Origin of the sequence: Devosia sp. 1566 (assembly GCF_004005995.1) — a bacterium.
Classification (GTDB): Bacteria; Pseudomonadota; Alphaproteobacteria; order Rhizobiales; family Devosiaceae; genus Devosia.
In genome coordinates, this window is record NZ_CP034767.1 from 2,693,415 (window position 1) to 2,706,497 (window position 13,083).

Sequence of the window (13,083 nt, forward strand, 5' to 3'; positions counted from 1 at the left end):
GCCCCCAACGACGGCGACAACATGAACTTTGAGGAAATGGCCGCCGCCAGCGGCATGGCTCGTGGTCCCGAAGCTCATCTCGAGCGCACCGCGGCCGACCTCGAAGCCGTCTTTGATGTTCCCGTGCGCATCTCGGTCGTCCTGGGCCGCACCAAGATGCCGGTGTCCCAATTGCTGCGCATGGATGTCGGCACCGTCATCGAACTCGACCGTCAGGTCGGCGAAGCCGTCGAGATCCTCGTCAATGACCGCCTCGTCGCTCGCGGCGAAATCGTGCTGGTCGAAAACCGGCTCGGCGTCACCATGACCGAAGTCATCAAGCCACAATAAGGGAGCACCGCCATGCGTCTACTCATCGTCGGAGCTCTCGAAGGCCAGCTCAGCACCGCCACCAAGATGGCCATGGATGGCGGCGCCAAGGTCGCACATGCCCCCTCGGTCGATATTGCCCTCGCGACGCTGCGCGCCGGCCGCGGAGCCGATCTGCTGCTGGTCGATGTGATGATGGACATCGCTCGGCTCATCGGCGGGCTGGAAGCCGAGCGCATCGCCGTGCCCGTTGTTGCCTGTGGCGTGGAAACCAATGCCGCGGCCGCGGTCAACGCCATCCGTGCCGGCGCCAAGGAATACATCCCCCTGCCCCCCGATGCCGAGCTGATTGCCGCCGTGATCGCCGCCGTCGCTCGGGATTCCTCCGAATTCCTGTTCCGCGACCCCGCCATGGCCCGCATCGTGAAAATGGCCGACCAGATCGCGGGCTCCGACGCTTCCATCCTCATCACCGGCGAGTCCGGCACCGGCAAGGAAGTGATCGCCAAATATGTTCATTCCCGCTCCAAGCGCGCTGGAAAACCCTTCATCTCGGTCAACTGCGCCGCCATCCCTGAGGCGCTCCTCGAAAGCGAGCTCTTTGGTCACGAGAAAGGCGCCTTTACCGGCGCCGTCGCCCGCCGCATCGGCAAGTTCGAGGAAGCCTCGGGCGGCACGCTCCTGCTCGATGAAATCTCCGAAATGGATGTGCGGCTGCAGGCCAAGCTGCTGCGCGCCATTCAGGAGCGCCTGATCGATCGCGTCGGCGGCGGCAAGCCGGTGGCCGTGGATATCCGCATCCTCGCCACCTCCAACCGCAACCTCGCCGACGCCGTGCGGGAAGGCTCCTTCCGCGAAGACCTACTGTTCCGCCTCAACGTGGTCAATCTCAAGCTCCCCGCCCTGCGGGACCGGCCGGGCGACATCATCGCCTTGTCCGAGCATTTTGTGGCCAAATACAGCAAGGCCAATGGCCTGCCGCCGCGCAGCCTCGCCGAGGATGCGCGCGACGCCCTGGTCCGCGCTCCTTGGCCGGGCAATGTCCGCGAACTCGAAAATACGCTGCACCGCGCTGTGCTGTTGTCCTCGGGCGAAAGCATCACCGCCGACGCCATCGTCCTGCCCGACGGCATGGGCCTGCATGAAGTGGCATCCGCGGGCTCCCTTTCGTCCCAGTTGGCGCAAACCGCCGAAGCCATGTCCCGTGCCCTTGTGGGCCGCACCGTGGCCGATGTGGAACGCGACCTGATCCTCGACACCCTCGATCACACGCTGGGCAACCGGACCCACGCCGCCAATATCCTTGGCATCTCCATCCGCACTCTGCGCAACAAGCTCAACCAATATTCCGATGAAGGCACTTTGGTGCCCGATCCCGGTGAACGCAGGGCCGTGGCATGATGGGCCCCGTGAGCCCCCTTGCGGGCAAGCCCGAACTCGCCTCGCGCGAGCCGTCGGCCTTGGCCCTGGCCATCATTGCCGCCCTGACCCTTGCTGTCAGCACCGATCAGCTCGGCACGGCGTCGGCGGCAGCCCAGGCCTGGGAAACTGCCCAAGCTTTTCCCGCTGAGCACGACACCATCCCGGACCAGGCCACCGCATGAGTGAGCTGCCCACCCTGCGCACCCGCCCGGCCTTCAAGCTGCCGACTGGCGCGGCCGTGCTCGATACTCTGCGCTCAGGCGATATTGCCCTTGCGACAGGGGTCATGGGCCTCATCGTCATTCTCATCGTGCCTATGCCGCCGCTCCTGCTCGATGGGCTGCTGGCAGTCTCGATCGTCTTTTCCGTGATGATCCTGATGACGGCACTCTTTATCCAGAAGCCGCTGGAATTCTCGTCTTTCCCGACGGTTCTGCTGATCGCCACCATGCTGCGGCTCGGCCTCAACCTTGCCACCACCCGCCTCATCCTGTCGGAAGGTCACACCGGCACCCACGCCGCCGGCCATGTCATCGAAGCCTTCGGCAACTTCGTGATGCGCGGCAATTTTATCATCGGCGTCGTGGTCTTTGCCATTCTGGTGCTGGTCAACTTCATTGTCATTACCAAGGGCTCGGGCCGCATCGCCGAAGTGGCGGCCCGCTTCAGCCTCGACGCCATGCCGGGCAAGCAAATGGCCATTGATGCCGATCTGTCGGCTGGCCTGATCGATGAAGCTACCGCCAAGGTGCGCCGCGCCGAACTCGAAGGCGAAAGCGCCTTTTTCGGCAACATGGACGGCGCCAGCAAATTCGTGCGCGGCGACGCCATTGCCGGCCTCATCATCACCTTCATCAACGTCGTTGCCGGCATGGTAATTGGCATGATGCAGGAAGGCCTTACCGTCCAGGAAGCGGGCAATGTTTATACCCTGCTGACCATCGGCGACGGTCTTGTCTCGCAGATCCCCGCCCTCATCGTGTCCACCGCCGCCGGCATTCTCGTGTCCAAATCTGGCGTCACGGGTTCCGCCGACAAAGCCCTTTCCGCCCAGTTCACCGGCTATCCGCGCGCCCTGGGCATGTCCGCCGCCGTGATGGGGCTCCTGGCCTTTCTGCCTGGCATGCCGGTCATTCCGTTCCTCGCCATCGCCGCGGGCGTCGGCTACCTGGCTTGGCGCTCCGCTGCGACCAAGAGCGAAAAGCAGGCCGATGCCACGCGCCTCGCCGCGCTGGCAAACCCGCCCCAGATCGGTAGCCCCGGCGGCCCCGCTCCTGAAGTGCCGATCACCGATAGCCTCAAGATCGACGAACTCAAGCTTGAGCTCGGCTATGGCCTGCTGTCGCTGGTCAAGGAAGACGAAAACGGCTCCGACCGTCTCACCGAACAGATCAAGGCGCTGCGTCGTCAGCTCGCGACCGAGCTGGGCTTTGTCATGCCGCCCGTGCGCATCCTCGACAACATGCAGCTCGAGCCCAATGACTACAAAGTGCGCATCAAGGAAGTGGAAGCTGGCCACGGCCAGATCTGGGCCAGCCAACTGATGGTGATGGACCCGATGGGCCGCTCTATCGACCTGCCCGGTCACCACACCACCGAGCCCACTTTCGGTCTGCCCGCCACCTGGATCGAGCCAGCTCTGCGCGACGAGGCCGAACTGCGCGGCCTGTCGATTATCGATCCCTCGACGGTGATCTCCACCCACCTGACCGAAGTGCTCAAGGCCAATGTCGCGGACCTGCTGAGCTACGCCAATGTGCAGTCACTCCTGTCCGGCCTGCCCAAGGAGCAGCAAAAGCTCGTCGAGGACATCGTCCCCGGCCTCATCACCGTGTCGGGCATCCAGCGCGTGCTACAGACTCTCCTCAACGAGCGCATCTCCATCCGCGACCTCTCGACCATCCTCGAAGGTGTCGCCGAAATCGCCGGCCCGGGTCGTTCCATGCAGATGATCGTCGAGCATGTCCGCTCGCGCCTCGCCCGTCAGCTCTGTGCCGCCAATCTCGGCCCCGATGGCAACCTGCCGCTCCTGACCCTGTCGCCCACCTGGGAGCGCGACTTTGCCGAAGCCATGATCGGCGAAGGCGACAACCGCCACCTCGCCATGGCCCCCTCGCGGCTGCAGCAGTTCATTGGCGCAATTCAAACCGCCTTCGAACGCGCCGCCCAGCAAGGGGAACTGCCAGTGCTGATCACCTCTCCCGGCATCCGCCCCCATGTGCGCTCCATCATCGAGCGTTTCCGCCCGCAGACCGTGGTGATGAGCCAGAACGAGGTGCATCCCCGCATCCGCCTTAAAACCATTGGCAGCGTTTGACCGGCCCCCTCCTCCAGCCTGCGGCAAGTGGTGGAACTGGCCACCCCGTTGATCATTGAGACCTGGCATATCTCCGGGGCATTCCATGAAGCTGTTCAACTGCGACCATTGCGGCAACACCATCTATTTCGAAAATGCCGTTTGCGAAGTTTGTGGCCATCAACTTGGCTATATCCCCGGCAAGAATGCCCTGGTCTCCCTGGTGCAGAACGACGGCGGCAACTGGACCTCGCCCGCCTTTCCCGATCAGCCCTATGTCTTCTGCACCAATGCCCAGCACGGCGCCTGCAACTGGCTGATCGAGGCCGCGCCCGGCGGGGATGTGTTCTGCGCCGCCTGCCGCCACAACGAAACCATCCCGCCGATTGAACAGCCGGAAAATCTGAGCCGCTGGCAAACCATCGAGCGGGCCAAAAAGCGCCTCTTCTATTCCCTGATCGAACTCGGCCTGCCGCTGCAAACGCGCGGGGAAGATCCCCAGCACGGCCTCGCCTTCCGCTTCCTGGCCGACGAGCCCGCCGGCAGCGCGCCCGTGATGACCGGCCACGAAAACGGCATCATCACCATCGCCCTCCTCGAAGCCGACGACGCTGAGCGCGAAAAGCGCCGTACCCAGATGGGCGAGCCCTATCGCACCCTGCTGGGCCATTTCCGTCACGAAATCGGCCACCACTATTGGGACCTGTTAGTCGACAACACCCCTGCCATCGAGCCCTTCCGCGCCCTCTTTGGTGACGACCGGGCCGATTATGGCGCGGCGCTGCAAACCTATTACGCCAATGGTGCCCCGCTCGGCTGGCCCCAGACCCATATTTCAGCCTATGCCACCTCCCATCCTTGGGAGGATTTTGCCGAAACCTGGGCTCATTATCTCCACATCACCGATACCGTGGAAATGGCCGCCGCCTTTGGTGTGCACGCCCGCCCCAAGGGTCAGGGCGAAAGCCTTGCCGTGGACGCCGATTTCAACCCGTATCGCCAGCAGGATTTCGCCACCATTGCCGATCACTGGGTGCCGCTCGCCCTGCTGCTCAACAATCTCAATCGCGCCATGGGCCACCCCGACGCCTATCCCTTCGTGCTCACCCCCGCCGTGGTCGAAAAGCTCGGCTTCGTGCATGATCTGGTGCATGGCCGCTTTGCGCAGTGACGCAGCCAGTTCCCAGCGGGGCCGACATGAGCTATGGCCCTGCTATGCAATCGCCTCTCACCATCCTGCCCGTCCCGGTCTTTTCCACCCTCTGCAACGCAGCCTTCGCGCTGCGGCGCGAAGTTTTCGTCTGGGAGCAGAAAGTGCCCGAGGAAGAAGAGCACGATAGCTACGACCTGACCGCGACCCATCTTGCCGCCATCGCGGAAGGAGAAGTTGTGGGCACGCTCCGGCTCATTGCCTTGCCCGAACACACCAAGATCGGCCGTGTTGCCGTGCGCCAGCATTGGCGCGGCCGCGGCATCGCCAAGGCGATGATGGCCGAAGCCACCCGCCTGGCTGCCGCCGCGGGAGAGCACCGCCTTTATCTGACCGCGCAGTCCGATAAGCTGGGCATGTACGAAAAGCTTGGCTTTGTCGCCTTCGGCCCTGAATTGATGGATGGTGGCATGCCTCATCGGGCCATGCGCAACTACGACCGCGACACCGCCGCCCTCGCCGATTGAGGATCGCGCGCGGCCCGATTATCGGCGCCGCCCACATTCACTCCCCTCGCAACAGCCCCTCGGCCTGTGGGTCCCGCCAGCACCCGGCGCGGCCTCGCCTTAACCCATGTATCGGCCAAAGCGCGGGCTCGGCTTGCGACGCAATGTCGGCAAATCCGGGAACCCCTCGCACACAGCTGCGTTACCACAGCATCAAGGGCCGCACGGTGCGCCACCTCGCAAGTTTAGCACCGCACGGCCCTGTTCATAACAACAATGAACCTATGGAGCCTATAATGATCCGCACCCTTTTGGCCACTACGGCATTCGCAGCACTGATGACTGCAGGCGCCATCGCTCAGGACGCAACTCCAGTACAGAGCACCGACGCACCTGCCAACAACGAAACCACCACGACCACCACCGAAACCGCACCGGCGACCACTTCGGCCCCTACGGCTCCGGCACCGGCTGCCAATGCTCCGGCTCCTGTTGAAGCTGAGCCAGGCGCTGCGGTTGAAACCTTTGAAATGTCGTCTGGTTATGTTGCCGTCGACAGCGACAACCTGGGCTCCCAGCTGATCGACCAGGCCGTTTATTCGTCCGCTGGCGATGACGCCGAGGAAATTGGCAACATCACCGACATCGTGTTCAATCAGGATGGCCAGATCACTGCCGTCGTGATCGGCGTGGGCGGCTTCCTTGGCATCGGCGAAAAGTCGGTGGCCGTTCCCTTCGACGTTCTCGAATTTGTCATCGCTGCCGACAACACTGAACGTTGGGTTGTTCCCACCACGGCTGATGCCCTGACCAGCGCTCCTGAATTCGTCTGGGAAGAAGACGAGCCAGCTGACGCAGACACCGATGCCACCACGGCTCCTGCCGATGGCACCGCTCCTGCTGCCGGTGGCGCCATGGCTCCGGCTGCTCCCACCACCAACTAATCCCCTGTGGATTAGCGCTTCAGGGCCGGCCTTTGGGTCGGCCCTTTCTGTTTGAGCCTCTTTCTGGAGACCGCCATGCTACGACCCCTGACCCTGGCTTCGACTTTCGCGCTCTTGCTCGCGGCCCCGGCCCTCGCGCAGTCCCCCGCTGCAACGCCGCGCAGCGGAACGCCAAGCCAGCTTCAGCAAAGCGGCCTTACACCTCCCACGATCCTGTCGGAGGGATATTCCAGCCGGGGTGAGGACATTCTGGTAACGGTGCTGCTGGGCGAAACGGTTTATGCCGGGCCCGAGGACGACGCCGAACAGATCGGCACCGTCAAGGACATGGTGGTCACCTCCGGCCAGGGCGTTTCTGCCGTGGTGCTCGGCGTAGGCGGCTTTCTGGGCGTCGGCGAGAAAGACGTCGCCGTTGACTTCACCCAGCTCCAGCAGATCGAGCGCGAAGACGGCAGCCGCCGTTGGGTCCTGCCCACCACCGCCGAAGCATTGACCGCGGCACCCGCCTTTATCTGGAGCGAAAGCGAAGCGGCCACGGGTCCCGAGATGACGCCGGACGAAGAACAGGAGCAGATGGTCGATGGCGACCCCAATGCCGCGCCCATCGATCCCGAACTCACCACCGATCAGCCCGATGCGCCCGCCGAGGCAGCCGCGCCGCTCGATCGCACCGGCTTCAGCGAAGTCGACCAGTCCGGCCTAACGGCCGATCAGCTGCGCGGTATTGCGGTTTACGGCATCAATGACGAGCAGATTGGCACCATCGGTAATGTCGTCGAAACGCCCGAAGGCGCCATCGATGCCGTGGTTGTCGATGTCGGGGGGTTTCTGGGCCTGGGTGCCAAGCCGGTCGCCGTAGGCTTTGATAATCTGGTGTTTTCCGCCGATACGGCGGGCATGCGCTATCTCTTCATCAACGCCTCGCGCGAACAGCTCGAAGCGCAACCGGCCTATGATCCCGCCACCTATTCCACCGCTCGCAACGAGCAGCGCATGGTGATCGTGCCCTAGCCCCTCGTGCTAGCGGCGAAACCGCAGCCGGCCGATTTCATCATAATCGGATTGCTCTTGCTTGAGCTGTTCGACCGCGTCGCGCTGATGCTCGCGCTGCTCCAGCAGCTCGACCTTTTTGAGGTCTTCGAGCGCTTCAGCCAATGCGTCCTGCGCGCTTTCAAGCTTGCCACGCATGTCATTGGCGGAAGCCAGCAGGTTGTCGCGCCGGATCTGGGCGGCCTTGGCGAAGGTCGAATAAGCGAAATGGGCCACATCCGAGATGCCGGTCTTGCTGTGCTCGATCTCGATCTGCTGGTCGAGCTCGCTCGCCATGCGCTCGAAGTCGTTGACCATCATTTCGATCTGCGTCACCTGGCGGCGCTTCTCGTCGACCTGGAACTTCTTGAGCCGAATGAGGCTCTCGCTACGCGATTTCAAGACCTGTACTCCTTACACACCAAGTCAAACCTCCGAGCAGCGGGCCTTTCAGCCCGGTGCACCCGCCTCCGCAACAATGGCCTCGAGCATATGGTAGCCCTCGGCAATCGTGGTCGTTTCTTCCCGCTCCTGGCTCAAGAACGCCTCGAGTGCAGGAAAAACGGCGATGGCGCGGTCCACTTTCGGATCTGATCCCTTCCGGTAAGCTCCCAGCCGGATCAGCTCCTCCATGTCCGAATAGATGGACATGAGTTCACGCGCCTTTGCCAGGACCGGCCTGAACGAGGCCGGAACGCACCCTGGCATGGTGCGCGAGATGGACCGGAGCACGTTGACCGCCGGATAACGCCCCCGTTCGGCAATCCCGCGCTCCATTACGATGTGCCCATCAAGAATGCCGCGTACGGCATCCGCTATGGGCTCATTGTGATCATCACCTTCAACCAGAACGGTAAAGAGTCCGGTAACGGAGCCCGTAAAAGCTGTCCCAGGACCCGCACGTTCCAACAATCGTGGCAATTCTGTGAAAACCGTGGGCGGATATCCCTTGGCCGTTGGCGGCTCGCCGATCGCCAGCCCGATCTCGCGCTGTGCCATGGCAAACCGGGTCAGGCTATCCATCATGCACAAGACCCGCTTGCCCTGGTCGCGGAAGAACTCGCTCAGGGCCAGCGTCAGATAAGCTGCCTGCCGCCGCATCAGCGCCGCCTCATCGGACGTGGCAACCACCACCACCGCCTGCTCGATCCCCACCTCCCCCAGATACTCCTGGATGAACTCGTGCACTTCGCGCCCGCGCTCGCCGATCAGCCCGATCACGGCAACATCCACATTGGTGTTGCGCGCCAGCATGCTCATCAGCACCGACTTGCCCACGCCTGAGCCAGCAAAGATCCCCAGCCGCTGCCCCTCGCAGACGGTGGTGAAGGTGTTGAGCGCCCGCACCCCTAGATCAAGCGGCTCGCCCACGCGCACCCGGTCATGGGCCGCCAGGGGTGACTGGCGCAGCGGATAGGCCTGCGCCCCGCGCCCGAGCGGCCCCTTGCCATCGATCGGCTCGCCATTGGCATTGATCACCCGCCCCAGCCAGTCATGGGCAGGAAACACCGCCCCGTCGCTGCGCTGGAACACGGCCTTGCACCCCAGCCGAACCCCGGCGAGTTGCCCGAAAGGCAGGCACAGTGCGTGGCCATCCTTGAACCCGATGATTTCGGCGGCCAGTTGCCCGTCATTGCTGGTTTCGATCTGCACGCGTCCGCCCACCCGCAACTCGCGGACAGGGCCAACAATTTCCACCAGCAGTCCCTGAACGGACTTGACGCGGCCAAAGACCTCAATCTCGTCGATTGCCTCGATGGCTGAAATCAGCGCCTTCATGCCGGATCTCCCGTCGCCTTAACCGCTCCCGAAAACGTGTTCACGTCGGGATGCCGGTGGCTAAAAACTCGAATCAAACAGTAACCCCGCGTTAAGCAAAAAGCTCTATCGCTACCGCAAGGGCCCCTTCATGCGGGATTTTCCGCCACGCGCCCCTGCTCCCCTTGCCATCGCCGCAATGCTTGAATCCGCCGAGTCACTTGGCCGGGCTACTTAAACCATTTTCTTAAGAAAAACGCAGCCACTTTTTCGTTTAGTTTCAGACAGTTAGATATAATTCACCTTACCAGCTTTTGCGTATTGCGTGATGGAATTAAACTTTGTTAACTATTTGGGCTTAGGGTTCAGTCATATCCAGTACGGGTGACGTGGGGCGAGCATTGGCCGCTGGCTTCACTGTTCCAGCAGGAACGAATCACAAGGGGAATATAATGCGGGTACTCCTTATCGAGGACGATAGCGCGACAGCGCAGAGCATCGAGTTGATGCTCAAGTCCGAAAGTTTCAACGTCTACACCACCGATCTGGGTGAGGAAGGCGTCGATCTGGGCAAATTATACGACTACGATATCATCCTGCTCGATCTGAACCTGCCCGACATGAGCGGCTATGAAGTGCTGCGCACCTTGCGCGTGGCCAAGGTGCAGACGCCCATCCTGATCCTGTCGGGTCTTGCCGGTATCGAGGACAAGGTTCGTGGCCTCGGCTTTGGTGCCGATGACTACATGACCAAGCCCTTCCACAAGGACGAGCTCGTGGCCCGCATCCACGCCATTGTCCGCCGCTCCAAGGGCCATGCGCAGTCGGTGATCTCGACGGGTGAACTCACCGTCAATCTCGACACCAAGACCGTGGAAGTGCAAAGCCAGCGCGTGCACCTCACCGGCAAGGAATACCAGATGCTGGAGCTGCTTTCGCTCCGCAAGGGCACGACACTCACCAAGGAAATGTTCCTCAACCACCTCTACGGCGGCATGGACGAGCCCGAGCTCAAGATCATCGACGTCTTCATCTGCAAGCTGCGCAAGAAGCTCAGCGTTGCGACGGGCGGCAAGAACTACATCGAAACCGTCTGGGGCCGCGGGTATGTGCTGCGCGAGCCCGACGAGAACGAGCTTTATTCCGAAAGCGCCTAAGCTTTCCCCTTCCCTTGTGCAAGGCCCGGCGCAGTGATGTGCCGGGCCTTTGCTCTTGCGGAACTCCCCAACCCAGTTATCGTTAGCTCCCAATCAAGGGGGCCCACGACATGGACAGTTCACTCGCGCAGCGTCTTCGCGAACCGCTCGTTCTTACCATTCTCATTATTGCCATTGTCGGCTGGATTGCCTTTCTGGCGACCTGGATCAGCTCGAGCTCAACCAATGGCGACCTGCAAGGCCAGGTGTCCGCGCTGACCGACGAGCGTAGCGCGCTGCAGATGCAGTTGGCGGACCTCGAAACCGCAAGTGGCGATCTCGAAGCGGTCCAGGAGCAAACCACCGCCGCCCAGGCCCAACTGGACGAACTGACCACCCAGCGCGACACCGCTCAGGGCGAACTGGATGGCGTCAGTGCTGAGCTGGCCAGCACCACTGAAACCCTCAATTCCCGCCGCGCTGAAATTGCCGCGATCCAGGAAGAGTTCGCCCAAAGCGATCAGCGCCGCGCCGAAGCAGAAGCCGCCCGCGAAGAAGCGCAGAACCAGGTTACTGCCCTTAACGAGCAGATGACCGCAATTGGCCAGCGGCTTGAACAGGCCCGCGCCCAGGAAGCCGAAACCCGCGCCGCCGTCGCTCAGCTGACCGAGGAAGCCGCTGCGGTGACCAGTCAGCTCGCCCAGGGCGAACAGCAACTGCAGGCCGCCCGCGGACAGGAAACCGAGATCCAGACCCGCCTGGCCGATATTGCCGCCCAGACCGAAACCAGCGGCACCCAGCTGGCGGACCTGCAGACCCAGATCGCCGATCTCCAGTCCCAGCGCGACCAGCTCTCCAAGGATGTCGCCGGCTACCAGACCCAGCGCGATCAGCTGCAGCCGCAGGTGACGGACTTGACCAATACGCTGGCTGCCCGCGGCAAGGAGCTCTCGGACCTTGAAGCCCAGATCGCCTCGGCTACCGCCCAGCGCGACGCCGCCAATGCCGCCCTGGTGGGTCGCTACGAGGCCAATGCCGAAGGCCCCGCCGGCGGAATTGCCGTGGTGCTCAATGACGACGACAGCTTTACCATGACCGATCGCCGCGGCCGCTCGGTATCGGGCCGCTACACCGCTACCGCCGAGGCGCTGACCTTCACCGACGCCACCGGCAATATCGGCTCGGCGACCTTCCCGATGACCTGCCCCATCCAGGGCTCTGGCCCGGCCTTCACCATCGGCGAAGCACCCGATTGCGTCCTTGCCGGCGCAAGCTTCACCCGCACCCCTTAGGCGCGGCTGGCTCACTCAAGACGGCAAAAGGCCCGGGCGGTTCTCGCCCGGGCCTTTTGCTGTTAGGCGATTTCGGCTGACGGAAGCGCGCGGTCCAGGTCGAACTTGGCTTCCAGCAAGGCCCGGTCAAAGGGCTTCATCATATAGTCGCTGGCGCCGGCCTTGAGCGCCATGGCAATGGCGCCAATATCGTTCTCGACCGTGCAATAAACGACATGCGGCCGCTCGCCCCCCACATAGCCGCGCAGATGCTTTAGGAATTCGAGCCCACCCATGATGGGCATGCTCCAGTCGAGCAGGATCGCGTCGGGCATTTCGAGGCGGCATTTGTCGATAGCCTCCTGCCCGTCCTCGGCCTCCTCGACAATATAGTCCATGTCTTCGAGAATGCGGCGCGCCACTTTGCGCACCACACTCGAGTCATCGACGATCAGGCACGACTTCATGAATGTGTTTCCCCGGCCAAAGGCTCGGAAACAACTATGAATGGCAACTGCCTACGGAATGGTTAGCGCCTCGGGTGCCGCTTCTTCCTGGATGGGCGGCTTGGGCAGCGCACGCAGGTAGAACTTGCCGTCCTCAAGCCCGATGCTGATCTCCATATCGGTCATCCGAGCCAAGAGGCCCGTATAAAAGGGCTGGATGCCGCGCGCATCCACGGCGCCCTCTTCGGGCATGCCCGAGAGCAATCCCGCCGCGCCTGACGGCACCAGCGTCTTTTGCCGCTTCTCGGGATCACTGTACGAGGTGAACTCGAACACCTCCGCTCCGGCCGGTCCAGTGATACTGGCCCTAACCGTGCCGCCGCGCGGCACCGAGCCCGCCGCGATCAGCAGCATGTTCATGAACAGCTTGGCCTTGTGCTTGGGAAGCAGGATCAGCGGCACCTGCCACTCCAGATCGGCCTTCTCGATCTCGAAATAGATTCGCGCCACCCGCTCGCATTCGCGCGTGTCGATATCGGTGCCCGCCGTCGAGGAGGCACCATAAGCCAGGCGCGCAAATTCGAGCTTGGCCCGGCTTTGATTGGCCGCGCTGGCGATCAGGTCGCGGGCGCCTTCAGCCATGTCACCCTGCGTGGGGTCGGCCAGAACCTCAAGCCCGTTGCCAATCGCCCCAATCGGGTTGATCAGGTCGTGACAGACCCGGCTGCACAACATTGCCGCAAGGTCGGTTGCCTTGAGCTCGATGATATCGGCCATGGGTTTTCTCCATCAGGGGCGCGTTCGAATCACTTGCGC

The 13,083-nt window shown here is 62.8% G+C and carries 14 protein-coding genes; 10 read left to right on the top strand and 4 right to left on the bottom strand.

The window, feature by feature from the left end; genetic code table 11:
* Window positions 1–36 precede the first annotated feature (36 nt).
* The 8 genes from fliN (at window position 37) to ELX51_RS13025 (ending at window position 7,638) form a co-directional block, all read left to right on the top strand.
* Window positions 37–330: a flagellar motor switch protein FliN gene (gene fliN / locus ELX51_RS12990; protein ID WP_248305347.1), complete on the top strand. Its 294-nt coding sequence runs from the start codon at window positions 37–39 to the stop codon at window positions 328–330.
* A 12-nt stretch (window positions 331–342) separates the two neighbouring features.
* On the top strand, window positions 343–1,710 hold the full coding sequence (locus ELX51_RS12995; protein WP_127753920.1) for a sigma-54 dependent transcriptional regulator: 1,368 nt from the start codon (window positions 343–345) through the stop codon (window positions 1,708–1,710).
* Window positions 1,711–1,718: 8 nt separating this feature from the next.
* Window positions 1,719–1,913, top strand: a complete 195-nt coding sequence (locus ELX51_RS13000; RefSeq protein WP_127753921.1) for a hypothetical protein — start codon at window positions 1,719–1,721, stop codon at window positions 1,911–1,913.
* The gene (flhA, locus tag ELX51_RS13005; RefSeq protein ID WP_127753922.1) at window positions 1,910–4,048 is read left to right on the top strand and encodes a flagellar biosynthesis protein FlhA; all 2,139 of its coding nucleotides are present in this window, start codon (window positions 1,910–1,912) and stop codon (window positions 4,046–4,048) included. Before ELX51_RS13000 ends, flhA begins: the two co-directional genes overlap by 4 nt.
* An 85-nt stretch (window positions 4,049–4,133) precedes the next feature.
* The gene (locus ELX51_RS13010; protein WP_127753923.1) at window positions 4,134–5,198 is read left to right on the top strand and encodes a putative zinc-binding peptidase; all 1,065 of its coding nucleotides are present in this window, start codon (window positions 4,134–4,136) and stop codon (window positions 5,196–5,198) included.
* Window positions 5,199–5,242: 44 nt separating this feature from the next.
* Entirely contained in the window at window positions 5,243–5,704 is a 462-nt protein-coding gene (locus ELX51_RS13015; RefSeq protein ID WP_127753924.1) for a GNAT family N-acetyltransferase, read from the top strand.
* A 275-nt stretch (window positions 5,705–5,979) separates the two neighbouring features.
* Window positions 5,980–6,627, top strand: coding sequence for a PRC-barrel domain-containing protein (locus ELX51_RS13020; RefSeq protein ID WP_164854862.1), 648 nt, complete (start codon window positions 5,980–5,982; stop codon window positions 6,625–6,627).
* Between the two features lie 75 nt (window positions 6,628–6,702).
* Window positions 6,703–7,638 (top strand): PRC-barrel domain-containing protein, encoded by a 936-nt coding sequence (locus tag ELX51_RS13025; protein WP_127753926.1) that lies wholly within the window; start codon window positions 6,703–6,705, stop codon window positions 7,636–7,638.
* Window positions 7,639–7,647: 9 nt separating this feature from the next.
* Here the strand turns inward: ELX51_RS13025 and fliJ are convergent, their stop codons facing one another.
* Both fliJ and fliI read right to left on the bottom strand, forming a co-directional pair.
* Window positions 7,648–8,058 carry a flagellar export protein FliJ gene (gene fliJ, locus ELX51_RS13030; protein ID WP_127753927.1) on the bottom strand — a complete coding sequence of 137 codons (411 nt, stop codon included), beginning with the start codon at window positions 8,056–8,058 and terminating at the stop codon, window positions 7,648–7,650.
* Window positions 8,059–8,106: 48 nt separating this feature from the next.
* Window positions 8,107–9,435 carry a flagellar protein export ATPase FliI gene (gene fliI / locus ELX51_RS13035; protein WP_127753928.1) on the bottom strand — a complete coding sequence of 443 codons (1,329 nt, stop codon included), beginning with the start codon at window positions 9,433–9,435 and terminating at the stop codon, window positions 8,107–8,109.
* 431 nt (window positions 9,436–9,866) lie between these two features.
* On the opposite strand from fliI, the gene ctrA reads away from it, so the two are divergent.
* Window positions 9,867–10,571 carry a response regulator transcription factor CtrA gene (gene ctrA, locus ELX51_RS13040; protein ID WP_127753929.1) on the top strand — a complete coding sequence of 235 codons (705 nt, stop codon included), beginning with the start codon at window positions 9,867–9,869 and terminating at the stop codon, window positions 10,569–10,571.
* A 110-nt stretch (window positions 10,572–10,681) separates the two neighbouring features.
* Window positions 10,682–11,842 carry a hypothetical protein gene (locus ELX51_RS13045; RefSeq protein WP_127753930.1) on the top strand — a complete coding sequence of 387 codons (1,161 nt, stop codon included), beginning with the start codon at window positions 10,682–10,684 and terminating at the stop codon, window positions 11,840–11,842.
* A 62-nt stretch (window positions 11,843–11,904) separates the two neighbouring features.
* Here the strand turns inward: ELX51_RS13045 and ELX51_RS13050 are convergent, their stop codons facing one another.
* Together ELX51_RS13050 and ELX51_RS13055 are read right to left on the bottom strand one after the other, a co-directional pair.
* Window positions 11,905–12,288 carry a response regulator gene (locus ELX51_RS13050; RefSeq protein ID WP_127753931.1) on the bottom strand — a complete coding sequence of 128 codons (384 nt, stop codon included), beginning with the start codon at window positions 12,286–12,288 and terminating at the stop codon, window positions 11,905–11,907.
* A 51-nt stretch (window positions 12,289–12,339) separates the two neighbouring features.
* Window positions 12,340–13,044: a histidine phosphotransferase family protein gene (locus tag ELX51_RS13055; protein WP_127753932.1), complete on the bottom strand. Its 705-nt coding sequence runs from the start codon at window positions 13,042–13,044 to the stop codon at window positions 12,340–12,342.
* Window positions 13,045–13,083 lie beyond the last annotated feature (39 nt).